This window comes from Rathayibacter sp. AY1F2 (genome assembly GCF_002930885.1).
Lineage (GTDB): Bacteria > Actinomycetota > Actinomycetes > Actinomycetales > Microbacteriaceae > Rathayibacter.
Window position 1 is genome coordinate 1 of sequence record NZ_PSVG01000031.1, and the last position, 24,445, is coordinate 24,445.

Sequence of the window (24,445 nt, forward strand, 5' to 3'; positions counted from 1 at the left end):
GCGCGCCGCTCCGAGCGCACGCTGGAGCCATGACCGCATGGAGCCCTCTCGAGACCGTCGGCGCCGTGGTGCTCGCCCTCGCGCTGATCGGGCTCGCCGCCGCGCCCGCCCCTAGGCTCGATGGCGTGACCGCCTCCGTCCCCGCCCCCCAGCCCCGGCCCCGCGACGTCGTCGGCATCGTCGGCCTCGTCCTCGCGATCGTCCTCGTCCTCGCGCAGATCGGGCGGACCGCGCTCACCACGGCCATCCCGGTCCTCGCGTTCCAGGGCGGCTTCGACACCACGCAGATCGGGGCGCTCTTCGCCGCCCTCGGGGTCACGATGCTCGTGCTCGCGACGGCGACCGCGATCGTCGGCGTCATCGGCGTCGCGCGGAAGGACCGCGCCCGGCTGCTCTCGGCCGTCACGCTCGGCGTCGGCGCGAGCGTCGCGATCGTCGAGCTGGGCGCGCTCGTCGTCCCGCCCCTGGTCGGCCTCTCCCTCCAGTACTGACGAGGCCCGCCGGAGCGGATCCCTCCGCCCGCCCTCGCAGGATCCGCACGGCGCCGCGTCCGTTCCTCGCGCTCCGCTGCGCCGCGACGGCCCTGCCGGCTTCCCGGCGATGCGCCAGGATGGGGGCATGACGACACGCGTGGACGGCCTCTTCGTCTACCCGGTGAAGGGCCTGACCCCGCAGCCGCTCCCCCGCGTCGAGCTCACCGCCGGCCGCGGCGTCCCCTTCGACCGCACGATCGCCCTCGCCCGCCCCGGCGGCGCCTACCGGCCCGGCATGCGGCACGGCATCTCCAAGCGCGAGTACTTCGTGCTCGTCGCCGAGGCGCGCCTCGCCGGCCTGACCACGCACCTCGACCCCGACAGCGGAGTGCTCACCGTCGACGTCCGCGGCCACCGGGTCCTCTCCGCCGACCTCGGCGCGGAGGACGGACGGGCCGCACTGCGCTCCTTCGCCGCCCGCGTGCTCGACCTGCCGCCCGGCGTCGAGCCCGTGATCGCCCAGGACGCGGGGCGCCGCTACACCGACACGGCCCACAACTCCGATGTGGAGATGGAGTACCTCTCGCTGATCAACCTGGCGAGCGTCCGCGACCTCGCCGAGCGCACCGGCCGGAGCGTCGATCCGCTGCGGTTCCGCGGGAACATCCACCTCGAGGGGCTGCCCGCGTGGAGCGAGCTCGAGCTGCTCGGGCGCGAGCTCACCGCGGGCGGGCTGCGGCTGCGGATCACGAAGGCCACCGAGCGGTGCGCCGCGACCGAGGTCGAGCCGGGCACCGGTCGGCGCGACCTGCCGGTCCCTCGCCTGCTGCACGAGACCTACGGCCACGAGCTCCTCGGCGTCTACGCGGAGGTCCTCGACGGCGGCACGCTCGGCGTGGGCGACGAGCTGGTGCTCCGTGGCTGAGCTGCGGCTCGTGGTGGCCGAGCGCGAGGCGCTCACCCCGGCCGTCACCCGCTTCGTGCTGCGGAGCGAGGACGGCGCCCCGCTGCCCGGCTACTCGGCCGGCGCCCACCTCACGCTCACGACGCCCTCCGGCGAGCGCCGCAGCTACAGCCTCGTCGAGCCGGGATCCGCGGAGCCGTCGCACTACGCGATCGCGGCGCGCCGGGAGCCCGGGGGCCGGGGCGGATCGCGGAGCCTCCACGACGACGTCCGCGTCGGCGACGTCCTCTCCTCCGCGCCGCCCGCGAACACCTTCGCCCTCCGGCCCGCCGCCCGCTACCTCCTGATCGCCGGCGGGATCGGGGTCACCCCGATCCGCGCGATGGCCGCCGAGCTCCGGGCGCAGGGATCGGCCGTGCAGGTCGTCTACCTCAGCCGCACCCCCGAGGACACCGCGTGGCTCGACGAGTTCTCCGCCGACGGCTCCCTCGTGCACCACAGTGCGATCCACGGCCGGCTCGACCTCTGGCCGCTCGTCGCCGAGCCCGACGACGACACCCGGATCTACTGCTGCGGTCCGTCCGCGCTGATCGACGAGGTCCTCGCCCTCACGATGCACTGGCGCCCGAGCCGGATCCACGTCGAGGACTTCGCGGGCGTCGACGCCGTCGGCGACCGGGCCGTCCCCTTCGCCGCCGTCTGGGAGCCGACCGGAGCCGTTGTGGAGGTCCCGGCCGACCGCTCGCTCCTCACCGCGCTCCGCTCCTCCGGGATCGACGTCGACTCCTCCTGCGAGTCGGGCACGTGCGGCACCTGCCGCCTGCGCCTCGTCGGCGGGACGGCGGAGCACCGCGACCTGGTGCTGACCCCCGAGGAGCAGGACCGCTGGATCATGCCGTGCGTCTCGCGCTGCGCCGGCGGCGAGCTGGTCGTCGCCCCGGAGTGACGGAGCGACGGGGCCGGTCCCACGCACGCCGGCCGACACGCGTCGGCCGTCGTGTGACGCCGCGTGACGGGCGCCCGGCGCCCGGTCCCCCGCGTGCCTAGGCTCCCGGACGGGGGACCATGACCGTCACGACCGAAGGACTTCCGATGACCAGCACCTCCGTCCGCGCCCAGCTCGACGAGTTCGCCGTCGGCTTCGACGACACGGTCGGCCCCGAGCTCGCCGCCGTCTTCTCCGGCGAGCGCGACGACCTCGTCGCCGCCGGCGCCCCGAGCGGAGCCGTCACCGCCGGCGACGCGCTCCCCGCCGCCTCCGTCGTGACCGTCGACGGCGACACCGTCGACCTCGCGGACGTCCTCGGCGCGGGCCCGGCCGTCCTCGTCTTCTACCGCGGAGCCTGGTGCCCGTACTGCAACATCACGCTCAAGCACTACAACGAGACCCTCGCCCCCGAGCTCGCGTCGCGCGGAGTCGCCCTCGTCGCGATCAGCCCGCAGACCCCCGACGGGTCGCGCGCGGCGGTCGCGAACGGCGACCTGGGCTTCACCGTCGTCTCCGACCCCGGCAACACGCTCGCGAGCGCTCTCGGCATCGTCACCGCCCCCAGCGGCGAGGCGCAGGAGGCGCACACCGCGCTCGGCTTCGCCGTGAAGGACAGCAACGCCGACGACACCCCGGCTGTCCCGTACCCGACCGTCCTGGTCGTCGACGTCGACCGGATCGTCCGCACGGCGGACGTGCACGTCGACTACACGACGCGCACGGAGACCGAGGAGATCCTCGCCGCCGTCGACGCGCTCTGACGCCTCCGCTCGCACCCTGAGCACGCGCGGCGGTCGAGCGCACCCCCTCGCCCGCCGCGCCGCCGCTCCCTAGGCTTGACCCGTGACAGCGGAGACGGACGTGCTCGTGGTCGGCGGCGGTCCGGTCGGACTCCTGCTCGGCGCGCTCCTGGCGCGGGCCGGAGTGGACGTGCAGGTGTGGGAGCGGCGCTCCTCGGTGCCGCGCGGCTCGCGGGCGATCGGCATCCATCCGCCGTCGCTCGACGCGTTCGCCGCGATCGGCGCCGATGCTCCCGTGCTGGCCGAGGCCACCCGGGTCCGCGAGGGCGTCGCGCGCAGCCGGGGCCGCACCCTCGGCACGCTCTCGTTCGCACGCGCCTCCGCGACGCACCCCTACGTCGTCACCCTCGACCAGCACCGCACCGAGGCGATCCTCCGCGAGCGCCTGGAGGCGGCGTCCCCGGACGCGCTGCGCCCCAGGGTCGCGCTGACCGGCCTGCTCCGTCGCGGCTCCACCGTCGAGGCGACCGGCACCGGACCGGGCGGCGAGCCGGTCTCTGTCCGCACCGCCTTCGTCGTGGGAGCCGACGGCGCCCGGAGCACCGTCCGCGACCTGCTCGGGATCCGCACCACCGGCCGCGACTACCCGGACCGCTACGTGATGGGCGACTTCGCCGACCCCGAGCCCGGCGGTCTCACCGGCACCGCGCTGGTCGACGTCGGCCCGGCCGGAGTGGTGGAGTCCTTCCCGCTGCCGGGCGGCCGGCGCCGGTACGTCGCCCTGAGCGGCCCCGACCGCTCCCTCGGCGCCCCCGCCTGGCGGCCCGAGGAGGCCCCCGACCAGGAGGCCGCGCGCGCCCTGGCCGCCGCTGTCCGCGACCGGACGGGCGCCGACGCCGACCCGGACACCTGCACGATGCTCAGCGGATTCCAGGTGCGGCGCCGCGAGGCCGAGCTGATGGGCGTCGGCCGCGTCGTGCTCATCGGCGACGCCGCGCACGAGATCAGTCCGATCGGCGGGCAGGGCATGAACCTCGGCTGGCTCGACGCCGCCGAGCTCGCCCCGCTCCTGGCCGGTGCCGTGCGCCGCGGCGAGGCCGGCCCCTGGCCCGGCTTCGCCCGGCGGCGCACCACCGCGGCCCGGCGCGCGGCGCGGCAGGCGGAGGCGAACATGGCCCTCGGACGCCCGCTCGGCTCGCTCGCGCACCGCGGCCGCGAGGCGTTCCTCCGCACCGCCCTCGCCCTGCCGACCTCGGACCTGCTCGCCCGCGTCTACGCGATGCGCTGGTCCTGAGGGCGGCCGGTCAGCCGACCAGCCGCGCGCCCGCCAGCCCGAGCTCGACCACCAGCACGAGCGAGGCCGCGATCACCAGCCGGAACAGGGTGCGCGTCGGCGGACCGGTCAGCACCAGGCGGATGCCCGCCGCGGCGAGCACGACCACCGCGAGGGTCCCGATCACCGCGAGCACCACGCCTGTCCCGCGCACCGGCTGGTCGCCGACGAGCTGTCCGACGAGCACGAGCAGCGCGGCCACCACCAGCGACCCGAAGGCGACGACTCCGGAGAGCCGCAGGCCGAGGCGGTGCGGGAAGCCGCGGACCCCGGTGGCCTCGTCGTCGACCAGGTCGGGGAGCACGTTCGTGCAGTGGATCGCGATGCCGAACACGGCGCCGGTCGCGATCGCCCACCAGGCGGGGAGCCGGCCGTCGCGCGCCGCGACCGCCACCACCGGCAGCAGCCCGAAGGCGACCACGAAGGGAGCGACCGACCAGACCGTGCGCTTGAGCCCCGCGTCGTAGGCCCAGCCCGCGGCGACCAGCACCAGGTGCGCGACCGCGGCGACCGGTCCGAGCAGCAGCGAGAGCACCACGGCGGCCGCCGCCGTCCCCAGTGCGGCGGCGCGGACGGCGCCCACGCCGATCAGCCCCTGCGCGACCGGCTTGTCGGTGCGCCCCACCGCGCGGTCGCGATCGGCGTCGATCCAGTCGTTCGCGAGCCCGATCGAGAGCTGCCCGAGCAGCACGGCGAGCGCCACCAGCACGACCTGCCCGAGCGGATGCCCGGACGCCGCCGCGATCACGGTCGCCAGCACGGTGACCGTCACGGTCGGCCCGGGGTGCGACGAGGCCAGCAGGAGTCGCACCCGGGACGTCATCCCGCCAGCCTACGGTCGCGGCGGCACAGCGGGGCGCCGGTCGCGCTCCCCGCCCCGGAGCGGGATCCAGCGTGGTCCGAGCGCGGCGCCCGCATCAGCCCGCGACGGGAATGGGCCGGGATGGGGCAGGGTTGCACCACCCGGCATCCCGACTCAGGAAGAAGGCCTCGTGGACCTCGTGCACTGGCTGTTCGACGCGCAGATCGTCATCGGCGAGCAGACCGTCCTCTGGCGGGAGGTCATCGGCAACGTCTTCGGGCTCCTCAGCGCCCTCGGCGGGATGCGGCGGAAGGTCTGGGCCTGGCCCGTCGGCCTCATCGGCAACGTGCTGCTGTTCACGGTCTTCATGGGCGCCCTGTTCGGCACTCCGAACCCCGTCAACCTGCTCGGCCAGGCCGGGCGGCAGGTGATGTTCATCCTGGTCAGCGTCTACGGCTGGTACCGGTGGACCCACCGCCCCGACGACTCGACCACCTTGATCGAGCCGCGCTGGGCGTCGTGGCGCACCCGCGGCCTGCTAGTGCTCGGGATGGTCGGCGGCACCGCGGTGCTGACCCCCGTGTTCCGCGCGCTCGGCTCCTACGAGCCGGTCTGGAGCGACGCGTGGATCTTCGTCGGCTCCGTCCTCGCCACCTACGGCATGGCGAAGGGCTGGACCGAGTTCTGGCTCATCTGGGTGGCCGTCGACCTGGTCGGCGTGCCGCTGCTGTTCTCGGCCGGCTACTACGCGTCGGGGCTGATGTACGTCTTCTACGGCGCGTTCACCCTGGTCGGCTTCTTCGTCTGGATGCGGCAGGGCACCCGTCCGTCTGCCGCTCCGATCACGGTCGGCTAGCTCTAGCAGCCCGCCGCCGCCGGCGGAAGTGGCCGTGCGGGAGGCGCTGTCGGTGGTCCACTGGGAGCGGAGGCGCCCGCCTCCCCCACCCGGAACGGACGCCATGCTCTCCCTCGTCTACTCCAGCCGCACCTCCGCCGGCTTCACGGACGCCGACCTCCCCGCGCTGCTCGCCCAGTGCCGCGCGAACAACGAGCGCCTCGGCCTGACCGGCATGCTCCTGCACCGCGACGGCCGATTCCTCCAGGTGCTCGAGGGGCCGGACGCGGTCCTGCGCGAGCGGATGGCCGTCATCGCCGCCGACGAGCGCCACGCGCAGCTGCGCACCCTCCTCGAGGAGCCGATCCGGGAGCGGCTGTTCCCGGAGTGGTCGATGGCGTTCGAGTCCGCCGCCGACGCCGACGCCGCCGGGCTCCGCACCTCCTTCGACGACCTCGACGACGCCGAGGCCGAGAGCGCAACGCTCCCGGCCCTGCGCGAGCTCATCCGCTTCTTCCGCGAGCGGAGCTAGGCGGAGCTGGGCGGAGCTGGGCGGAGCTGGGCGGAGCGATACGGGACGCCGGGATCGCGGCCGGTCCGCCGCCGGAACCCGACGCCCGTCACTCCTCCGCCGAGAGAGGAGCGAGCCGGTCGAGCCGCGCCAGGAGCGGGGCGAAGCCGTCGCCGAGCAGGGCGCTCAGCGGCTCGCCGAACCAGAACCGCCAGACGGCGTCGAGCTCCTCGCCGGTGATCCGTCCTCGGCGCAGGAGGATGCTCGCGATCGGGGCCGCCTCAGACGCGTACTCGTCGCGGGGAGCGCCGTCCTCGCGACCCGGCTCGAGTCCGTACGGATCGACCCCGTCGAGCTCCCGCAGGACGGCCGCCACCATCGCGTCACGCCGTTCCGCGGTCGCGCCGTCCTGATCCGTCGGTGCTCGGCGCTTCATCGCGAGAAGGTACCGAGCCCACTCCTCGTCGTCCATTCGTCGTCTCCGATCTCTCCGGATGCCGCGCCTTCTCGAGGCCTTTCTCTTCCTTCGGCGCCGGCTTGTCGAGGCACGGGGGAACCGCCTCTCCGACGGCTTGTCATCCCCCCGCGAGAAAGGCGCGGACGCCTTCCCGCGTCAGCCCCGAGGCGACGGCGAGCCGGTGCTCTCCGGCCCCGAGTCGGGCGGCTCCGCGGAGGGCCGCGGCCCTTTCTCCGCCCTCGCCGGAAGTCCCGCTCCGGAATGCCGCGAATTCCGCGGACACCTTATCGAGAGCGTCGACGACATCGCCGGACACGCTCTCCGGCGGCTCGCCGAGATCGATGCGCCAGCCTCTCCCGGACTTCTCGTCGCTGTCGTTCACACGCGGGAAAGTACCCCGGACCGCAGGGTGGCGCCTGTGATCGCCCGACGCCGTCGCGCCCCAGGGATCCGTCGTCGACTTCCGAGCGCACACGCCTCCCGGTCCGGAGAGGACGGCCTTCGAGGACTGTCCCGTGGACCTCGTCGCCGTGCTCCGCTCCGATGCGGCCTTCGCCTCGGCCGAGGTCTTCGACGGCTGACCCGACCGCGGCGACCACCCGCTGCGACGACCGCGGGGCGGAGGCGCGGATCGCGTCGTTCCGGCGCGCCCGCACCAGCGGTGCCGGAACGTCCGGCCGATCCGGGAGCGGCACCCGTCCGAGCCGTCGAGGTTCCGTCGGTGTGCAGGCCCCCGCGCCGAGGGACGTAAAGTGTGCTCACACGCGCCCGCGGACGGGCGAGCCGCCCGTGAGGGCGCCCCGGTCCTGCGTCGGAGGCGCCGATCACAGAGAGCCGCGGTGCCCGATGCCGGAAGACAAGCCCGCGTCGCGGGCGCCGAGCATCTACGACGTCGCCCGCGCGGCCGGCGTCTCGCACCAGACCGTCTCCCGGGTCCTGAACGACCACCCGAGCCTCCGCGCCGAGACGAAGAAGCGCGTGCTCGAGGTCATGGCCGAGCTCGACTACCGCCCCAACCTCGCCGCGCGGGCACTGGTCACCAGCCGCACCCGCACCGTCGGCGTGCTGTCCTCGCAGAGCCTGCAGTACGGTCCGGCCTCGAGCATCCAGGCTATCGAGGTGGCGGCGCGCGACGCGGGCTACCTCGTGGTCACGGCCAACGTCGACGGCACCGACGGCGCGTCGATCCAGGCCGGGATCCGGCATCTGCTCAACCAGGCGGTCGAGGGCCTCGTGGTCGTCGCGCCGCAGATCCGCGTCTTCGACATCCTCTCCGGAGTCGCGCTGCGCATCCCGCACGTGACGCTGCAGACGAGCGAGGACGACCGCGACGACGCGCTCTACGTCGACCAGATGGCCGGCGCCCGCATCGCCACCGGGCACCTGATCGACCTCGGGCACACCGAGATCGTGCACCTCGCCGGCCCGCAGGACTGGATCGAGGCCGAGGCGCGGATGCGCGGCTACCTCGCCGAGCTCGACCACCGCTCGATCCCGCTGCGCCCGCCGCTGCTCGGCGACTGGAGCGCCGAGCGCGGCCACCGCGTGGGCCTCGAGCTCTCGCGCTTCCTCGACTTCACCGCGGTGTTCGCGGGGAACGACCAGATGGCGCTCGGACTGATGAGCGCGTTCCACGAGCGCGGGGTCCGCGTGCCGGAGGACGTCAGCGTCATCGGCTTCGACGACATCCCCGAGGCGGCGTTCTACTGGCCGCCGCTGACCAGCGTCCGCCAGGACTTCGTGGAGCTCGGACGCCGGTGCGTGGCCGCGCTGCTCAGCCTGATCGAGGGCGACCGGCCGGAGAAGGCGGCGCCGATCGCTCCGCAGCTGGTCGTCCGCGGATCCACGGCCGTCCCCCGGAGCGCGAGCGTCACCGCCTCGCGCTGACCGGCGGCCGCGACGCCCTCGCGCCGCGACCGCCCGGGATCACTCGCCGTGAGCGGCGATCGACACGTCGTTCCAGCGCTTCCAGGTCTCGAGGCGCGACTCGTAGTCCGCCGTCGCGATGCCCAGCGGCGCGCGCCCGAAGAAGATCCGCAGCGGCGGCTCGTCCGCGTCCACGACCGCGAGGATCCCGAGGCGCGAGGCCCGCGGGTCGCCCTGCTGAGCGGCGGAGGGGCGTCGGCTCGCTGCCTCCCGGACCTCGTCGTACGCGGCGATCGGCTCGCTGCGCGACGCGGAGGGACCGGACCAGTCGGTCGAGTACCCGCCGGGCTCGACGAGGGTCACGTGGATCCCGAAGCCGGCGACCTCGGCGGCCAGCGACTGGGTGAAGCCCTCGAGCGCCCACTTCGACGCGTGGTACGCGCCGATCGAGGGGAACGCGCTGATGCCGCCGATGCTCGACACCTGGACGATGTGCCCCGAGCCCTGCTCGCGGAGGATCGGCAGCGCGGCCTGGGTGATCCAGAGGGCGCCGAAGACGTTGGTCTCGAGCTGCGCGCGGACCTCCTCCTCGGTGAGCTCCTCGATCATGCCGAAGTGCCCGTAGCCGGCGTTGTTGATCACGACGTCCAGCCGGCCGAACCGCTCGGCCGCGGCCTGCACAGCGGCGAAGCCGGCCTCGCGGTCGGTCACGTCGAGGGTCAGCGGGAGGAACGTGTCCGGATACTCCTCGACGAGGGCGTCGAGGGTCTCGATCCGGCGGGCGGTGCCGGCGACCGAGTCGCCGCGCTCGAGCGCCGCCTCGGCCCACTCGCGGCCGAAGCCCTTCGAGGCGCCGGTGATGAACCAGGTCTTCGTCATGGTGTGCGTCCTTTCGACAGTGCTGGACGCAACGCCGACGGCTCCGGCTCCCTTCCGGGGCCGGGGACCCTTGACAGCACCGCTCCGAGAGCGGACGACGCGCCGCGGGTGTCCCGTTACCGAGTCGAGACGTGCGCGTTGACACGAACGGCGCCGTCGGGTCTAGCATGACGCAATGTGATCGCTCACATGGCATCACATCTCCGCCCCGATCCCGAGGGCGGCCCTGCATCCACTGCATTCAATGACGAAGGAATCACAGTGACCACAATGAAGCGCGCTCTCATCGCCGGCATCGCCGGCGGAGCGATGATCCTCTCCCTCGCCGCCTGCTCCTCCGGAACCGGTGGCGGCTCGGGATCCGGCGACGGCGGCCTCGTCGGCGTCGCGATGCCGACCAAGTCGTCCGAGCGCTGGATCGCTGACGGCAACAACGTCAAGTCGCAGCTCGAGGAGGCCGGCTACCAGGTCGACCTTCAGTACGCCGAGGACGACATCCCCACCCAGGTCTCGCAGCTCGAGAACATGATCACCAAGGGCGCCAAGGCCCTGATCGTCGCCTCGATCGACGGCACCACCCTCACGAGCGTGCTCGAGGAGGCCAAGGCCAACGACATCCCCGTCATCGCCTACGACCGCCTCATCCGCGACTCCGAGAACGTGGACTACTACGCCACGTTCGACAACTACAAGGTGGGCGTCCAGCAGGCCACCTCGCTCCTCGCGGGCCTCGGTCTCACCGACCTCACCGGCGCGAAGGCCGCCGACGCCCCCGCCGGCCCGTTCAACGTCGAGCTGTTCGCCGGCAGCCCCGACGACAACAACGCCACGTTCTTCTTCAACGGCGCGATGGACACCCTCCAGCCGTACATCGACGACAAGACGCTCGTCGTGAAGTCCGGCGAGACCGACTTCAACACCGTCGCCACGCTCCGCTGGGACGGCGAGGTCGCCCAGAGCCGCATGGAGGACATCCTCACCAAGACGTACTCCGACGGCTCCAAGGTCCAGGGCGTCCTCTCGCCCTACGACGGCCTCAGCCGCGGCATCATCTCGGCTCTGACCGACGCCGGCTACACCGTCGGCTCCGACTTCCCGATCATCACCGGTCAGGACGCCGAGCTCGACTCCGTCAAGGCGATCATCGCCGGCGAGCAGTACGCGACCATCTACAAGGACACCCGCGAGCTCGCCAAGGAGGCCGTGAAGATGGCCCAGGCCGTGCTCGAGGGCACCGAGCCCGAGGTCAACGACACCGACACCTACGACAACGGCAAGAAGGTCGTCCCGTCCTTCCTGCTCGAGCCGGTCATCGTCACCAAGGACCAGATCCAGTCCGTCCTCGTCGACGGCGGCTACTACACCGACGCGGAAGTGAACGGCTAGTCCTCTCTCCTCACCCGAGAAGGAACACCCCGGGAGGGCGCCCACCGGGCGCCCTCCCCCACTACGAAGGAAGGGAGGCGGCGTGACCTCGAACATCCTCGAGATGCGCGGCATCACCAAGACGTTCCCGGGCGTGAAGGCGCTCCAGGACGTCACGCTCAACGCACAGCGCGGCGAAGTCCACGCGATCTGCGGGGAGAACGGCGCCGGCAAGTCGACGCTGATGAAGGTCCTGTCGGGCGTCTACCCGCACGGCACCTACGAGGGCGACATCGTCTTCGAGGACGAGGTGATGCAGTTCTCCAGCATCCGCGACTCGGAGGCGAAGGGCATCGTCATCATCCACCAGGAGCTGGCCCTCAGCCCCTACCTCTCCATCGCGGAGAACATCTTCCTCGGCAACGAGGTGCGCGGCTTCGGCGGCCTGATCGACTGGAACAAGACCAACCAGGAGGCCGCGGCGCTGCTGGCCCGCGTGGGTCTGCGCGAGAACCCGACCACCAAGATCATGGAGATCGGAGTCGGCAAGCAGCAGCTCGTCGAGATCGCGAAGGCGCTCTCCAAGCGGGTCAAGCTGCTCATCCTCGACGAGCCCACCGCGGCCCTGAACGACGAGGACTCGGACCACCTGCTCGACCTGATCCTGCACCTCAAGGAGCAGGGCATCACGTCGATCATCATCAGCCACAAGCTGAACGAGATCAAGAAGATCGCGGACACCGTCACGGTCATCCGCGACGGCAAGACCATCGAGACGATCGCTCACGACGACGTCACCGAGGACCGCATCATCAAGGACATGGTCGGCCGCGACCTCGACCACCGCTACCCGGACCACACGCCGCACATCGGCGAGGAGATCCTGCGCGTGGTCGACTGGACGGCCCACCACCCCCAGGACCCGACCCGCGTCATGGTGGACAAGGTCAACCTGACGGTGCACCGCGGCGAGATCGTCGGCATCGCCGGGCTCATGGGCGCCGGGCGCACCGAGTTCGCGATGAGCCTCTTCGGCCGCTCCTACGGCAGCCGCATCTCCGGCCAGGTCTTCAAGGCCGGCAAGGAGATCAAGATCCGCAACGTCTCGGAGGCGATCGCCCACGGGCTCGCCTACGCGACCGAGGACCGCAAGCACTACGGCCTCAACCTCATCGACGACATCAAGCGGAACATCTCGCTCGCGTCGCTCGACAAGGTCGCCCGCGGCGGACTCGTCGACGACAACCGCGAGTTCGAGGTCGCCAACGAGTACCGCGGCAGCATGAACATCAAGTCGCCGACCGTGCTCGCCAAGACCGGGAAGCTCTCCGGCGGCAACCAGCAGAAGGTCGTCCTGTCGAAGTGGATCTACTCCGACCCGGACGTCCTCATCCTCGACGAGCCCACCCGCGGCATCGACGTGGGTGCGAAGTACGAGATCTACACCATCATCAACCGGCTCGCGGCGCAGGGTAAGGGGATCATCGTCATCTCCTCCGAGCTGCCGGAGCTGCTCGGCATCTGCGACCGCGTCTACGCGCTGTCGGAGGGCCGGATTACGGGCGAGCTGCCCATCGCCGAGGCGACGCCCGAGGCGGTCCTCACCCTCATGACCCAGGAGAAGCAACGATGACCGATCTGCAGAACGAACCGTCCACCGCGGCCGGTGCGCAGGTGAAGCCCACCGAGAACGCCTTCACGAAGCGCCTCAGCCACGTGCTGGGCGACCTCGGCAAGAACGGCATCTTCATCGCCCTCATCGTGGTGGTGCTGCTGTTCGAGGTGATGACCGGCGGAATCCTCCTCCGCCCCCAGAACATCTCGAACCTGATCGTCCAGAACGGCTACATCCTGATCCTCGCCATCGGCATGGTGATGGTCATCGTGGCCGGGCACATCGACCTCTCGGTCGGCTCGGTCGCGGCGTTCGTCGGAGCGATCTCCGGCGTCTTCGCGGTCAACATGGGTCTCCCGTGGTGGCTGTCGATCATCCTCTCCCTCCTCATCGGCGCCCTGGTCGGAGCGTGGCAGGGCTTCTGGATCGCCTACGTCGGGATCCCGGCGTTCATCGTGACCCTGGCGGGCATGCTGATCTTCCGCGGCCTGGCGCTCGTCGTCCTCGGCAACGCGAACATCGGCTCCTTCCCGACCGAGTACCGCGCGCTGGGCAACGGCTTCCTCACCGACCTGTTCGGCGAGACCGACCTCGACCCGCTGTCGCTCGTCATCGGCGCGCTCGCGATCGTCGCCTTCGCCGTGCAGTCCGTGCGCACCCGCCGCGGCCGCCAGAAGTACGCGCAGAGCGTCGAGCCGGGCGCCTGGTTCGTCACCAAGCTCGTCCTCGTCTCCGTCGTGATCGCGGCCTTCTCCTTCGCGCTGGCCACCTTCAAGGGCATCCCGGTCACCCTGATCGTGCTCGCCGTACTCGTCCTGATCTACGGCGTGGTCATGAACCGCTCCGTCTTCGGCCGTCACGTCTACGCGATCGGCGGCAACCTGCACGCCGCGGAGCTGTCCGGCATCAAGACCCGCAACGTCACCTTCTGGCTGTTCGTCAACATGGGCGTCCTCGCGGCGCTGGCCGGCCTCGTCTTCACCGCGCGACTCAACCTCGCCGGCCCGAAGGCGGGCGACGGCTTCGAGCTCGAGGCCATCTCGGCCGCCTTCATCGGCGGCGCGGCGGTCCAGGGCGGCGTCGGCACCATCGGCGGCGCGATCATCGGTGGCCTCATCATCGGCGTCCTGAACAACGGCATGTCGATCATGGGCATCGGCATCGAGTGGCAGCAGGCGGTCAAGGGCCTCGTGCTCCTGCTCGCGGTCGCCTTCGACGTCTACAACAAGCGCCGCTCGGGCGGACGCTAGGCCCTGCGGTCGTGCCCGACTGGTCGCGGTTCCTGCCGCTGAGCACCGGGCCCTCGGTCGACGAGACGGGCGTCAGCAACGACTGGCGCCCCCTCGTCGCCGAGAGGCTCGACCGCCTCGCCGTCCTGGCCGCCTCGCCCTCCACCACGGAAGGCGAGGCGGCCAGTGCCGTCTCCCGGGACGCCCTGCTCGGAGAGCTCGTCGTGCGGCTCTCGAGCAGCACCGGCCAGCGCCTCGCGACGCGGATGGGCGCCCGAGAGGCCTCCTCCCCTCCTCCTCCCGCCGAGATCGCCCCGGCCCTGGCCGCTCTCGCCTCCGCTCGCCGCGCGGGCGCGGGTCCCCGCTCGGTCGCCGAGCTGGTCGAGGTCGTCCGCGTCGAGCTCGCGCTCTCCCCCGAGCCGCTCGCCCTCTCCTCCCGCATCACCGGCGGGGTGGCCCTCGACCGCCTGCAGCGGGCGCCGCTCGCGATCCGCGCCGCCGTCCGCGGTCGCACCCTCGCTCCGACCGACGCGGAATGGGAGCTCGGCTCCGGCCCCGCCCTGCGCGTGCCGGCCGACGCGATCCTCCGCTTCCTGCTCGGCCTCGGGCCCTTCCCCGCCGAGCCGACAGCCTAGGCGGCGCCGCCACCTGCCCCCGGGCGGAGGCGGCGCCGCGCCGGTCGTAGCATCAAAGGATGACGCGCTCACTGCCGAGAAGCACCCCGTCCGCCCGCTCCATCGACGCCGAGGGAGCGCTGGCCTTCGTCGAAGGGGTCGAGGCCGCTCCCGGCGTCGAGCTGCACGGCCTGATGGTCGTGCAGGGCGGCGACGTGGTCGCCGAGGGCTGGTGGGCGCCGTACTCGGCCGAGCGGCCGCACCTCTTCTACTCGCTGAGCAAGAGCTTCACCGCGACCGCCGTCGGCCTCGCGGTCGCCGAGGGCCTGGTCGACCTGGACGCCACCGTCCTCTCGTACTTCCCCGAGCTCGACGACGAGATCACCGACCCGCGCTCGCGTGCGGTCCGCGTCCGCCACGTCCTCGCGATGGCGAGCGGCCACTCCGCCGAGACGATCGACCGCGCCGAGGAGACGGATCCGGTCGACCTGGTGCGCGGCTTCCTCCTCCTCCCGCCGGAGCAGGAGCCGGGCAGCGTCTTCGCCTACAACCAGCCCTGCACCTTCGCCGCCGCCGCGATCGTGCAGCGCGTGAGCGGGCAGTCGCTGACCGACTACCTGCGCCCGCGCCTGCTCGATCCGCTCGGCATCGGCGAGGTCGCGTGGCATCGCGACGACTCGGGGCGCGAGCTCGGCTACAGCGGGCTGCACGCCACCACCGAGGCGGCCGCTGCGCTCGGACTGCTGTACCTGCAGGAGGGGCGCTGGGGCGACCGGCGGATCCTCTCGCCGGAGTGGGTCGCCGAGGCGTCCCGCGCGCACGTCCCGACCCACGAGGACGGCGGACCGGACTGGCAGCAGGGCTACGGCTTCCAGTTCTGGCGGTCGCTGCACGGCTACCGCGCGGACGGCGCGTACGGGCAGTTCAGCCTGATCGTGCCCGAGCACGAGCTCGTGATCGCGCTGACCGGCCAGACCTCGGACACGCAGACGCTGCTCGCGCTCGCCTGGGAGCACCTGCTCCCCGCCGTCGGCCGAGGGTCCACGGCGGAGGCCGACGCCCGACTGGCCGACCGGCTGTCGGAGCTCGCCCTGCCCCCGCTCGAGGGCGCCTCCCCCGCGACCGGGAGCTACACGCCGGTCGGATCGTGGCCCGACGCCGTCGAGGTGACGGCCGACGAGGGCGGCTGGACGCTCGCGCTGACCGAGGGCGACGAACGCTTCACGGTGACGCCCGGCGCGGGAGCCTGGACCGTCGACGGGCCGTTCGCGGCGAGCGCCGGACCCTCGGGCGACGGCGTCCTGGTCGACGTCGTGTTCCTCGAGACCCCGCACCGCCTGCACGTCGAGCTCGCTCCCGACCGCACCGCCCGCGTCCGCTGGGAGACGGAGCCGCTGCACGGCGGCCCGCTGGCCAGGCTGCGCGCCCCGCGCTGACGGCAGGGCCCGCTCCGCTCCTCCGTCGCGGACGCCCGTCCGCCCCTCGGCGACGGGCCGTTCGCGACGGATCGAGAGGGGTCGCGCTCGGCCGTGCGGACCGCGCGCATCGGGCGGTGCTCACCGGGGGTCGACCGGAGCCGCTACTTCCCGTCGATCCGGCCGAGGGCGGCCCCGTGGTGTCGGAAGGCGTCCCGCGCGGCGCCCCAGCTCCGCGGATCGACGCCGAGCGCGGTGCGGAGATAGGCGGTAGTCAGCCGCTGCAGCGCGGCGACGCGCTCGGGGTCCGCGTCGGTCGTCTCCGCCACCGAGTCCCCGACGATCCCGCCGAGCGAGTGCTCCGCACCGTGGAGGGTCAGCAGGTCGGAGGCGCCGGGGCTGTGCGTGAAGGCGTCGGTGAACCAGTCGGGGCCGCGCCGCGACATCCGCGACTGGTCACGGTCGCCCGCGACGACCAGGGTCGGTGTGGTCAGCTCGGCGAACGAGGGCCGCAGGAAGGGGAAGTGCTCGCGGGCGAACGGCGCGAGGTCGTCCCCGGCGAGCCCGGTCGCCGCGAGCAGGATCCCGGCGCGGACCCGCTCGTCCGAGAGGTCGGCTCCGGCGGTGCCGTCGTCGTCGACGACGCGGGCGCCGAGGAGGGCCTGCGCGGTCTGCCCGCCCCAGGAGTGGCCGGCCACGGCGATCCGGGCGCGGTCGATCCGTCCGGCGAGGCCGGGGACGGCCGCCTCGAGGGTGTCGAGCTGATCGAGGGAGCGGGTCAGGTCGGTGATCCGCTCCGTCCAGATGCTCGGGAAGACCGGGTGGTCGAAGCCGAAGCCGTTGCGGCGGGAGTCGAGGTGGGTGGGCTGGATCACGACGAAGCCGCGGGACGCCCAGAAGGCGGTCAGCGGGGCGTAGCCGTCGAGATTCCAGCCGTTGCCGTGCGAGAACAGCACGACGGGCAGATCCGACCCCGTCGTCGGGGCCGAGACGCGGACCTCGAGCGGGACCGGGCGGCCGGGGGCGTCGAGCGCGACCGGAGCGAGGGAGACGACGGGGGCGCCGGGTCCGACGACGCGGTCGAGGGAGTCGAGGAGCGGAGTGGGCACGAGGGTCCTTCCTGGGGGGCGGCGCTCTGGCACAATCGTCGGAGCGCTGCTCCGGAACATTGCGGAGCACTGCTCCGGAACGTGGTGGAGCTGCGCTCGGAGAAATTACGGAGCGCCGCTCCGAAAAGCAAGGAGGACCGATGAGCGACCGTGTGCCCCGCACGCCCGGCCGACCGCGGACGAGTCGCGACGCACTGCTCGCCGCCGCGGCGACGGTGTTCGTGGCCTCCGGCGTGGACGCGCCGGTCCGCGAGATCGCGGCGGAGGCCGGCGTCGGCATGGGGACGATCTACCGGCACTTCCCGACCCGCTCGGAGCTCGTGGTCGCCGTCTACCGCCACCAGGTCGAGGCCTGCGCGGAGGCGGGCCCACGGCTGCTCGCCGACAGCGCGACCCCGGAGGCCGCCCTCAGGGCCTGGGTCGCCCACTTCGTCGACCTCCTGGTGACCAAGCACGGCCTCGCCGGTGCGCTCCAGGGCGACAGCGCCGGATCCGACGCCCTGCACGCCTACTTCGTGGAGCGGCTCGTCCCCGTCTGCGGCGACCTGCTCGAGGCGGCACGACCCGCCCGGATCCCGGCGTCGAGTCTCAGCGGCTACATGCTCCTCAAGGGCATCGGCAACCTCTGCATCGGCGCCGCCCACGATCCGGACTACGACGCCGACACCCTCGTGCAGGCCCTCGTCACCGGAGCGCTGCAGGCGGATCAGCCCTGATCGCCTCCACGGTCCGCTCGACCGCGTCCTCGACCGCCGCCCTGCGGCTCGCGTCGTCCTCGCGCTCGGACTCGTGGACGAAGACGGCTGCGCCGCGCCGGGCTCCGCAGTAGTCGATGATCCCGTGCTGGATCTGCGTCAGCAGCGCCTGCTCGTAGCCGTGCCGCTCGTAGGTCCCGGCGGAGTCCCCCGCGACGAGGACGAGGTGGACGGTCAGAGCGCCGAGCCTGCGCTGCGTGCCGTGGACGGGGTCGATGTCGAAGGCCCAGCCGGCGAGGAAGACGCGGTCGATCCAGCCCTTCAGCAGCGCGGGCATCGACCACCAGTAGACGGGGAAGACGAGCACGAGGTGGTCGACGCCGTCGAGCCGGCGCTGCTCGCGGAGGACGTCGTCGGGAACCGGGCCGACACCGCGGTAGCGGTCCCGGTCGGCCGCGCCGAACCGCGGGTCGAAGCGCTCGGCGTCGAGGTCGGCCGTCTCCACTCCGTCGGGGCCGAGCTCGTCCCGCAGCCGCCGGGCGAGGGCGGCGGTGAGGGAGTCGCGGTCGGGGTGCGCGGTGACGAGGAGGGTGCTCACCGCTCCAGTGAACCGCACCCGCCCTGCGGCACCCCTGGCAGGATGACCCGGTGACTCCGCACCGCTCCCCCCGCCGCCCCGACGTCGTCTCCGTCGAGCTCGTCGGCGGACCGGAGCCGCTCGAGCTCGCCCTGCACGAGCACGACCCCGAGTGGTCCGCCCTGTTCGAGGAGCACCGGCGGCGCATCCTCGAGGCCGTCCCGGGCGTGCGGGTCGAGCACATCGGCTCGACCTCCGTCCCGGGCCTGCCCGCGAAGCCGATCGTCGACGTGCTCGTCGTCGTGCCCGACGTCACGGCGGAGGAGGACCACGTCGCGCCGCTGCTCGCAGCCGGCTACGTCCTGCGCACCCGCGAGCCCGGGCACCGGCTCGTCCGCACGCCCGGACGGGACGCCCACGTCCACATCTACGAGGAGGGTCATCCCGCGATCGACGCGTACCTCCTCCTGCGCGACCGGCTGCGCACCGACCCGGCCGACCGCGAGCTCTACCGCAGCACGAAGGCGTCTCTCCTCCTCCGGCGCTGGGAGGACGGGAACGACTACGCCGAGGCGAAGTCCGCCGTGATCGCCGCCATCCTCGAGCGCGCGAGATCCTCGCAGCCCTGAGATCGATATCCGGAAGAACTGAGCGGGCTCGACAGCGCTCGCCAGGCGGTCGGCGGCTAGGCCGCACCGCACGTTCGATCGCCTCGAGCCCTCCGGCTCGGGGGCGATCGCGGTTCGGGCGTCGGAGCTTCCGAATGCCCATATGTGAAAACCTAGGGGTATTAGGATCAACGCGTGCCCCGTCGCTCCCTCACCCGCTCCGCCGTCATCGATCGCGCCGCCGCGATCGCCGACGCCGATGGTCTCGCCGCCGTGACCCTGGCCGCCGTCGCCCGCTCGCTCGAGGTGCAGACGCCGAGCCTCTACACGCACGTCCGCGATCTCGCCGCACTCCGCGACGGCGTCACGGTCCTGGCCCTCGACGAGCTGTCCGACCGCATCGCCGTCGCGATCGCCGGACGCTCCGCCCGGGAGGCGCTGGACGGCTTCGCCGACGCCCACCGCTCCTTCGCGCGCGAGCGGCCGGGCCTGTGGGAGTCGCTGCAGCGCACTGCGGGGCCGGACGCGGTCGCCGCCCCGGCCGCCCGCCGCGTCGTGCAGCTCACAGATGCGGTCCTCCTCGGCTACGCGATCCCCGCCGAGGACCGGGTGCACGCCGTCCGAGTGACGGGCGCTGCTCTGAACGGCTTCCTCACCCTCGAACGGCTCGGGAGCTTCGCGCACAGCAGCCCGACCCCCGCGCAGTCGTGGAGCGAGCTCCTCGCCTGCCTGCACTTTCTTTTCAGCCACTGGACCCGCCGGAAGGACATCCCCGCATGATCAGCACACCCCTCACCGAACGGCTCGTCCACGGCGCGATCGAGCTGGAGGAGGTGCCCCGCGGAGTCCGGCCGCACCGCCTCCCCCGTGCGGTCCGCGAGCGCGATGCGGATGCGCAGCTCCTGCTGATGGAGGCGCAGCCCTCGGGTGTCCGGATCTCCTTCGTCACCGAGGCGCGACGGATCGAGCTCGACGTGCACGCGACACGGGTCGCCTATCGGGGGCTGCCCCGGCCGCGCGGCGCAGTCGACGCGGTCGTCGACGGCGAGATGACCGCCTCCCACGCGCTCACCGGAGGCGACGCGATCGAATTCGACCTCGCGACCGGTGACCGGGCCCTCCTCCCCGGACCTCTCGACACGGTCGGGCTCGACCTCCCGGCCGGGCCGTCTCGCGTGGAGCTGCTCCTCCCGCACAACGAGGCGGTGGACCTCGTGGCCCTGCGGTCCGACGCACCACTCGAACCCGCGCCGCTCTCCGGCCCCGTCTGGCTGCACCACGGCAGTTCGATCAGCCAGGGCTCGAACGCGGCGCGCCCCTCGGGCATCTGGCCGGCCGTGGCCGCCCGGGCGAGCGGCGCCCGCCTGGTGAACCTCGGCTTCGGCGGGAGCGCACTCGTCGACCCCTTCACCGCTCGCGTGATGCGGGACACTCCTGCCGACCTGATCAGTGTCGCGCTCGGCATCAACCTCGTGAACCTCGACGGCATGCGCCGCCGCACCTTCGTGCCGGCGGTGCACGGCTTCCTCGACACGATCCGCGAGGGCCACCCCGCGACGCCGCTGCTCCTCGTCACTCCGCTCTTCTGCGGGATCCACGAGGACACGCCGGGGCCGGGCGACGTCGATCCCGCGTCCTTCACGACCGGGGCGCCGCGCTTCGTCGCGACCGGCGACCCGGGCGACACCGCGAACGGACGGCTGACCCTGCGGATCGTCCGCGAGGCGCTGGCCGAGGTCGTCGCCGCGCGCTCCGACGACCCGGACCTGCGACTGCTCGACGGGCTCGCGCTCTACGGGCCGGACGACGCCCAGCGGCTCCCGCTCCCGGACGGCCTGCACCCGGATCCGGAAGCGCACGAGCTCATCGGCCGCCGGTTCGCGGAGCTCGCCTTCGGCCCGGGCGGGGCGTTCGCGCCGGAGCGCTGAGCGGCCAAGACGGAGCCCGGGCGGCCGTCCGACGCCCGGCCGTCGGTCGATCAGGATGTTGACGTCATCAGACCCTCGTGGAAGCCTGATGTTTGCGTGAACATGCGCGAAGTCCCCGGTGCAAAGGAGCACAGCATGACGTCTCGACCACGAACGGCCGCCGCGGCGGTGGCCGCGCTGCTCGTCGCAGCACTCCTGGGGACAGGAGCGCAGTCGGCCTCGGCCGCCGTGGCCACGGATCCCGACGACGGAGTGCCGCGCACCTCGACGCCCGTGACCTACACCGACCACCCGGCGGTCCAGGACCCGGGCAGCACCGCGGCCGGCTACTTCCAGCCCTACTGGTACGACACCGACGGCCGCCACATCCAGGCGCACGGCGGCCAGATCGTCACCGTCGAGGAGGGCGGTCAGCAGGTCCAGTACTGGTACGGCGAGGACCGCACGAAGGGCTACTGGAACAGCCCCGGAGTCGCGGTCTACCGCTCCACCGACGGCCACAACTGGGAGAACAAGGGCACCGCGCTGCGCAGCGTCTCGGCTCCGGCCGACCTCGAGGCCCCCTACTTCGACGCGCTCTACGACACCGTCGACGGCTCCGGAGCCCCTCGCGCCGACCGCATCGCGGAGCTCGACTACCACCTCGACACGACGCAGGCCTCGCCGAACACCGCCATCTTCGAGCGCCCCAAGGTCCTCTTCAACGAGAAGACCGGCAAGTGGGTCATGTGGTGGCACTCCGACGGCCGGACCACGCCGGGCGGCAGCACCTACGCGCGCTCGATGGCGGGAGTCGCCGTCTCGGACAGCCCGACCGGGCCCTTCACGCTCCAGGGCGTCTACCGCCTCTACAACCGCACGGACTACAAGGCCTGCACCACCTCCGCCGTTCCCGGGCAGGCGCGGGACATGACCGTCTTCCAGGACGAGGACGGCACCGCGTACATCTCCTACTCCTCCGAGGAGAACTACTCGCTCTACGTGGCGAAGCTGGACGCCGACTACACCAACGTCGAGCGGACCACCACGACCGACACCCTCGACGCGAACCAGTACTCGGCCGACGGGACGTACCCCTACGTCTTCGCCGACGGTGCGGCCGGAGCACCGGTGCGCGGCACCGACTTCCAGATCGTGAAGGAGTGCGGACACCTCGAGGCGCCCGCGATCTTCGCCAACGGCGGCAAATACTACACGATCGCCTCCGGAGCGACCGGCTGGGCGCCGAACCCGCAGACCTACTACACCGCCGACTCGATCCTCGGCGCGTGGACCCGCGGAGTCGAGAAGGGCGACGCCGACGAGAACGTCGCCTACAACGCGATCCCGGAGGGCGGCGACGGCCTGCTCTCGATCGGCGACTCCCGCAAGACCACCTTCGGCTCGCAGTCGACGAACGTCCTCACCCTCGCTCCCGGGAAGTACGTCTACATGGGCGACCGCTGGAACGAGGGCAAGTCGGACTCGACCTACGTCTGGCTCCCGATGACGGTCGGTGAGAACGGCCGCCTCGAGATGCGGAATCCGGCTCAGGAGGACCCGGCGCGCTGGGGATCCGGCTGGAACCTCTCCTACTGGGACGACAAGGGGGTCGGCGAGGGCGTCTGGTCGGTCGTGGACGCCCGTCTGCCGAAGCAGGTCCGCCGCGGCGCCGACATCGCCGCCGCGCTCCCCTCGACGGTCTCGGTCGTCAGCAACGGCTCGACCCGCGACGTCGCCGTGACCTGGGCGGCCCCCGGCCCCGCCGAGCTCGGCACGGTGCAGGTGACGGGCACGCTCGCCGCCGACGCCGGATTCTCCTCCGGCCGCCGCTTCACCCGCACGATCGAGGTGGCGGAGCCGGGCATCGCGAACCTCGCTCCCGGAGCGTCCGTCGCGGTCTCGAGCCGCACGGACCTCGCCGGCAAGCTCATCGACGGCGATGTCAAGGGCAAGGGCTGGGACGACTGGTCCTGGGCCGGCTACCCGCGCGACAGCCGCCTCTCCTTCTCCTGGGGCGCGGCGCAGAACCTCGACTCGGTGACGGTCAGCACCTACAAGGACGGTGCGACCGCCACCTGGCCCTCGCGGATCGAGGTCGAGTACCAGGTGAACGGCGCATGGACGACCTCCTCGGTCGCCACCACCCTCAGCCAGGCCGCGACCGGATCCGCCCCGACGGCGATCCTCGACCTGTCCTCCCTGCCAGACACCACGGGCCTCCGCCTGCACCTCACCAGCGCGGCGAACACGTGGCAGTCGGTCTCGGAGGTGCAGATCTGGGGCACCGCGCCGCCGACGAACGTCTGCCGCGTCCCCGGAGCCGCGGTCTCGGCGTCGTTCAGCCAGACGAAGTACGCGACCCTCCCCGCGAAGAACGCCTGCGACGGCAACGTGAGCACCCCCTGGTCGACCTGGACCGACGGCACCTTCGCCGGCAGCGCCGAGTTCACGCTGACGAACACCGAGGCGCACCGCGTCGCCGGGCTCACCTTCACCAACACCGAGGGCACCCTGGCGTCGGTGAGCGTGGCCTACCGCGCCGAGGACGGCACCTGGAAGCCGACCACCGCGCAGAACGTCGCTCCGGCGGCGAACGGCACGCTGACCACGATCCCGTTCGCGGCGGTCTCGGCCACCGGCCTGAAGCTGACCTTCTCCACGCCGGGCTCGTTCCTCAAGATCGGCGAGATCGTCGTCCCCGAGGCGGCCGCCCCGGCGCTGACGGTGCCGGTGACCGTGACGTCGCGCTGCGTCGCCGGGAAGGCGGTGCTGACTGTCCTCGCCAAGAACGGCGGCACCGCTCCGATCGACGTCGCGATGGCCTCGGCCTACGGCTCGAAGACGGTCACCGCGGTGGCCGCGGGTGCGAGCGGATCGGCCGCGTTCACCACCCGCCTCGCGAGCATGCCGGGCAGCCAGGTGACGGTGACCGCCACGGCGGGCTCCGAGACCCTCGCGCAGACGGTGGCCTACCCGGCCCGCGTCTGCTGAGCGCACGGCGGCCGGACGACCGGTCGTGACGGAGGAGGGAGTGCCCGCGGGCGCTTCCTCCTCTGCGTGTGCGGCACATCATCCGAGGCGCAGGGCGAGTGCGGGCTCGAGGCGCGCGGCTCAGGGCTCCAGATGCCGAAGGACGTGCCGGGCCTGGGCGGGAGCGCCGTCACGTCGATCTCCGCGGGCGGGAAGGAACAGCCGCTCCCCCGCAGGCGCTCCCCGAGAAGGAGATCGGTCGCCTGATCGATCCGGCTCAGCGCCGCCTCGTCGAGGAGGTGGGCGCACGAGCATGGCCGAGCCCGCTGGCGCGCTCCGCGGCACTCCACCCGGAAGCGGGGGTGCAGAGCACTTCGCGCTCCTGGTAGTAATCACAGGCGGGCGCATCGCAGAGCCCGCAGAACTGGACCGTCCGTGACCCGCACCACCCGCGCTCTCGCCGCGTTCGTCCCGACGACGACCCTCGTGCTCTCCGTGGTGTTCGCCTCCGCCGCACTCGCGCCCGAGGCGATGACCGCCCCGGAAGCGG

At 72.6% G+C, this 24,445-nt stretch carries 24 protein-coding genes; 18 read left to right on the forward strand and 6 right to left on the reverse strand.

Annotation, left to right across the window (positions count from 1 at the left end; all coding sequences use genetic code 11):
- The first annotated feature begins 29 nt into the window (after nucleotides 1–29).
- The 5 genes from C5C54_RS16420 (at nucleotide 30) to C5C54_RS16440 (ending at nucleotide 4,399) form a co-directional block, all read left to right on the forward strand.
- On the forward strand, nucleotides 30–491 hold the full coding sequence (locus C5C54_RS16420) for a hypothetical protein (RefSeq protein WP_104288817.1): 462 nt from the start codon (nucleotides 30–32) through the stop codon (nucleotides 489–491).
- 127 nt (nucleotides 492–618) lie between these two features.
- Nucleotides 619–1,398: an MOSC domain-containing protein gene (locus C5C54_RS16425; RefSeq protein ID WP_181110644.1), complete on the forward strand. Its 780-nt coding sequence runs from the start codon at nucleotides 619–621 to the stop codon at nucleotides 1,396–1,398.
- Entirely contained in the window at nucleotides 1,391–2,323 is a 933-nt protein-coding gene (locus C5C54_RS16430) for a PDR/VanB family oxidoreductase (RefSeq protein ID WP_104288819.1), read from the forward strand. Before C5C54_RS16425 ends, C5C54_RS16430 begins: the two co-directional genes overlap by 8 nt.
- A 146-nt stretch (nucleotides 2,324–2,469) precedes the next feature.
- The gene (locus tag C5C54_RS16435) at nucleotides 2,470–3,126 is read left to right on the forward strand and encodes a peroxiredoxin-like family protein (protein WP_104288820.1); all 657 of its coding nucleotides are present in this window, start codon (nucleotides 2,470–2,472) and stop codon (nucleotides 3,124–3,126) included.
- A gap of 82 nt (nucleotides 3,127–3,208) precedes the next feature.
- Nucleotides 3,209–4,399: an NAD(P)/FAD-dependent oxidoreductase gene (locus C5C54_RS16440; RefSeq protein WP_104288821.1), complete on the forward strand. Its 1,191-nt coding sequence runs from the start codon at nucleotides 3,209–3,211 to the stop codon at nucleotides 4,397–4,399.
- 10 nt (nucleotides 4,400–4,409) lie between these two features.
- On the opposite strand, the gene C5C54_RS16445 is transcribed toward C5C54_RS16440, so the two are convergent.
- Nucleotides 4,410–5,261 (reverse strand): UbiA family prenyltransferase, encoded by an 852-nt coding sequence (locus tag C5C54_RS16445; protein WP_104288822.1) that lies wholly within the window; start codon nucleotides 5,259–5,261, stop codon nucleotides 4,410–4,412.
- A gap of 169 nt (nucleotides 5,262–5,430) precedes the next feature.
- On the opposite strand from C5C54_RS16445, the gene pnuC reads away from it, so the two are divergent.
- Nucleotides 5,431–6,096: a nicotinamide riboside transporter PnuC gene (gene pnuC, locus C5C54_RS16450; protein ID WP_104227403.1), complete on the forward strand. Its 666-nt coding sequence runs from the start codon at nucleotides 5,431–5,433 to the stop codon at nucleotides 6,094–6,096.
- A gap of 103 nt (nucleotides 6,097–6,199) precedes the next feature.
- Entirely contained in the window at nucleotides 6,200–6,607 is a 408-nt protein-coding gene (locus C5C54_RS16455) for a BLUF domain-containing protein (protein ID WP_104227402.1), read from the forward strand.
- An 88-nt stretch (nucleotides 6,608–6,695) separates the two neighbouring features.
- Here C5C54_RS16455 and C5C54_RS16460 read toward each other — a convergent pair whose 3' ends face one another.
- Both C5C54_RS16460 and C5C54_RS16465 read right to left on the reverse strand, forming a co-directional pair.
- On the reverse strand, nucleotides 6,696–7,022 hold the full coding sequence (locus C5C54_RS16460; RefSeq protein WP_146078887.1) for a hypothetical protein: 327 nt from the start codon (nucleotides 7,020–7,022) through the stop codon (nucleotides 6,696–6,698).
- A 139-nt stretch (nucleotides 7,023–7,161) separates the two neighbouring features.
- Entirely contained in the window at nucleotides 7,162–7,425 is a 264-nt protein-coding gene (locus tag C5C54_RS16465; RefSeq protein WP_104227400.1) for a hypothetical protein, read from the reverse strand.
- Between the two features lie 464 nt (nucleotides 7,426–7,889).
- Here C5C54_RS16465 and C5C54_RS16470 point away from each other — a divergent pair, with 464 nt between their 5' ends.
- Nucleotides 7,890–8,930, forward strand: coding sequence for a LacI family DNA-binding transcriptional regulator (locus tag C5C54_RS16470; protein WP_104234510.1), 1,041 nt, complete (start codon nucleotides 7,890–7,892; stop codon nucleotides 8,928–8,930).
- 39 nt (nucleotides 8,931–8,969) lie between these two features.
- Here the strand turns inward: C5C54_RS16470 and C5C54_RS16475 are convergent, their stop codons facing one another.
- Nucleotides 8,970–9,788 carry an SDR family oxidoreductase gene (locus tag C5C54_RS16475; RefSeq protein WP_104250917.1) on the reverse strand — a complete coding sequence of 273 codons (819 nt, stop codon included), beginning with the start codon at nucleotides 9,786–9,788 and terminating at the stop codon, nucleotides 8,970–8,972.
- A gap of 270 nt (nucleotides 9,789–10,058) precedes the next feature.
- On the opposite strand from C5C54_RS16475, the gene chvE reads away from it, so the two are divergent.
- The 5 genes from chvE (at nucleotide 10,059) to C5C54_RS16500 (ending at nucleotide 16,047) form a co-directional block, all read left to right on the forward strand.
- Complete coding sequence (chvE, locus tag C5C54_RS16480; RefSeq protein ID WP_104288824.1) at nucleotides 10,059–11,174, forward strand: multiple monosaccharide ABC transporter substrate-binding protein; 1,116 nt, start codon at nucleotides 10,059–10,061, stop codon at nucleotides 11,172–11,174.
- Nucleotides 11,175–11,256: 82 nt separating this feature from the next.
- Entirely contained in the window at nucleotides 11,257–12,786 is a 1,530-nt protein-coding gene (mmsA, locus tag C5C54_RS16485; protein WP_104227396.1) for a multiple monosaccharide ABC transporter ATP-binding protein, read from the forward strand.
- Entirely contained in the window at nucleotides 12,783–14,018 is a 1,236-nt protein-coding gene (mmsB, locus tag C5C54_RS16490; RefSeq protein WP_104227395.1) for a multiple monosaccharide ABC transporter permease, read from the forward strand. Before mmsA ends, mmsB begins: the two co-directional genes overlap by 4 nt.
- Nucleotides 14,019–14,029: 11 nt before the next feature.
- Nucleotides 14,030–14,632, forward strand: a complete 603-nt coding sequence (locus C5C54_RS16495) for a hypothetical protein (RefSeq protein ID WP_104224981.1) — start codon at nucleotides 14,030–14,032, stop codon at nucleotides 14,630–14,632.
- Nucleotides 14,633–14,691: 59 nt separating this feature from the next.
- Nucleotides 14,692–16,047: a serine hydrolase gene (locus C5C54_RS16500; RefSeq protein WP_104288825.1), complete on the forward strand. Its 1,356-nt coding sequence runs from the start codon at nucleotides 14,692–14,694 to the stop codon at nucleotides 16,045–16,047.
- Nucleotides 16,048–16,190: 143 nt separating this feature from the next.
- Here C5C54_RS16500 and C5C54_RS16505 read toward each other — a convergent pair whose 3' ends face one another.
- Nucleotides 16,191–17,135 carry a chlorophyllase gene (locus tag C5C54_RS16505; RefSeq protein ID WP_258063363.1) on the reverse strand — a complete coding sequence of 315 codons (945 nt, stop codon included), beginning with the start codon at nucleotides 17,133–17,135 and terminating at the stop codon, nucleotides 16,191–16,193.
- Between the two features lie 140 nt (nucleotides 17,136–17,275).
- Here C5C54_RS16505 and C5C54_RS16510 point away from each other — a divergent pair, with 140 nt between their 5' ends.
- Nucleotides 17,276–17,851, forward strand: coding sequence for a TetR/AcrR family transcriptional regulator (locus C5C54_RS16510; protein ID WP_104227392.1), 576 nt, complete (start codon nucleotides 17,276–17,278; stop codon nucleotides 17,849–17,851).
- Here C5C54_RS16510 and C5C54_RS16515 read toward each other — a convergent pair.
- Entirely contained in the window at nucleotides 17,820–18,428 is a 609-nt protein-coding gene (locus C5C54_RS16515; RefSeq protein ID WP_104288827.1) for an NAD(P)H-dependent oxidoreductase, read from the reverse strand. The genes C5C54_RS16510 and C5C54_RS16515 overlap by 32 nt on opposite strands.
- Nucleotides 18,429–18,478: 50 nt before the next feature.
- On the opposite strand from C5C54_RS16515, the gene C5C54_RS16520 reads away from it, so the two are divergent.
- The 4 genes from C5C54_RS16520 (at nucleotide 18,479) to C5C54_RS16535 (ending at nucleotide 23,916) form a co-directional block, all read left to right on the forward strand.
- The gene (locus tag C5C54_RS16520; protein WP_104283949.1) at nucleotides 18,479–19,036 is read left to right on the forward strand and encodes a GrpB family protein; all 558 of its coding nucleotides are present in this window, start codon (nucleotides 18,479–18,481) and stop codon (nucleotides 19,034–19,036) included.
- A gap of 174 nt (nucleotides 19,037–19,210) precedes the next feature.
- Nucleotides 19,211–19,795: a TetR-like C-terminal domain-containing protein gene (locus C5C54_RS16525; RefSeq protein WP_104224976.1), complete on the forward strand. Its 585-nt coding sequence runs from the start codon at nucleotides 19,211–19,213 to the stop codon at nucleotides 19,793–19,795.
- Nucleotides 19,792–20,943, forward strand: coding sequence for a GDSL-type esterase/lipase family protein (locus tag C5C54_RS16530; protein ID WP_104224975.1), 1,152 nt, complete (start codon nucleotides 19,792–19,794; stop codon nucleotides 20,941–20,943). Before C5C54_RS16525 ends, C5C54_RS16530 begins: the two co-directional genes overlap by 4 nt.
- 135 nt (nucleotides 20,944–21,078) lie before the next feature.
- Nucleotides 21,079–23,916, forward strand: a complete 2,838-nt coding sequence (locus tag C5C54_RS16535; RefSeq protein ID WP_104288828.1) for a discoidin domain-containing protein — start codon at nucleotides 21,079–21,081, stop codon at nucleotides 23,914–23,916.
- Nucleotides 23,917–24,445 lie beyond the last annotated feature (529 nt).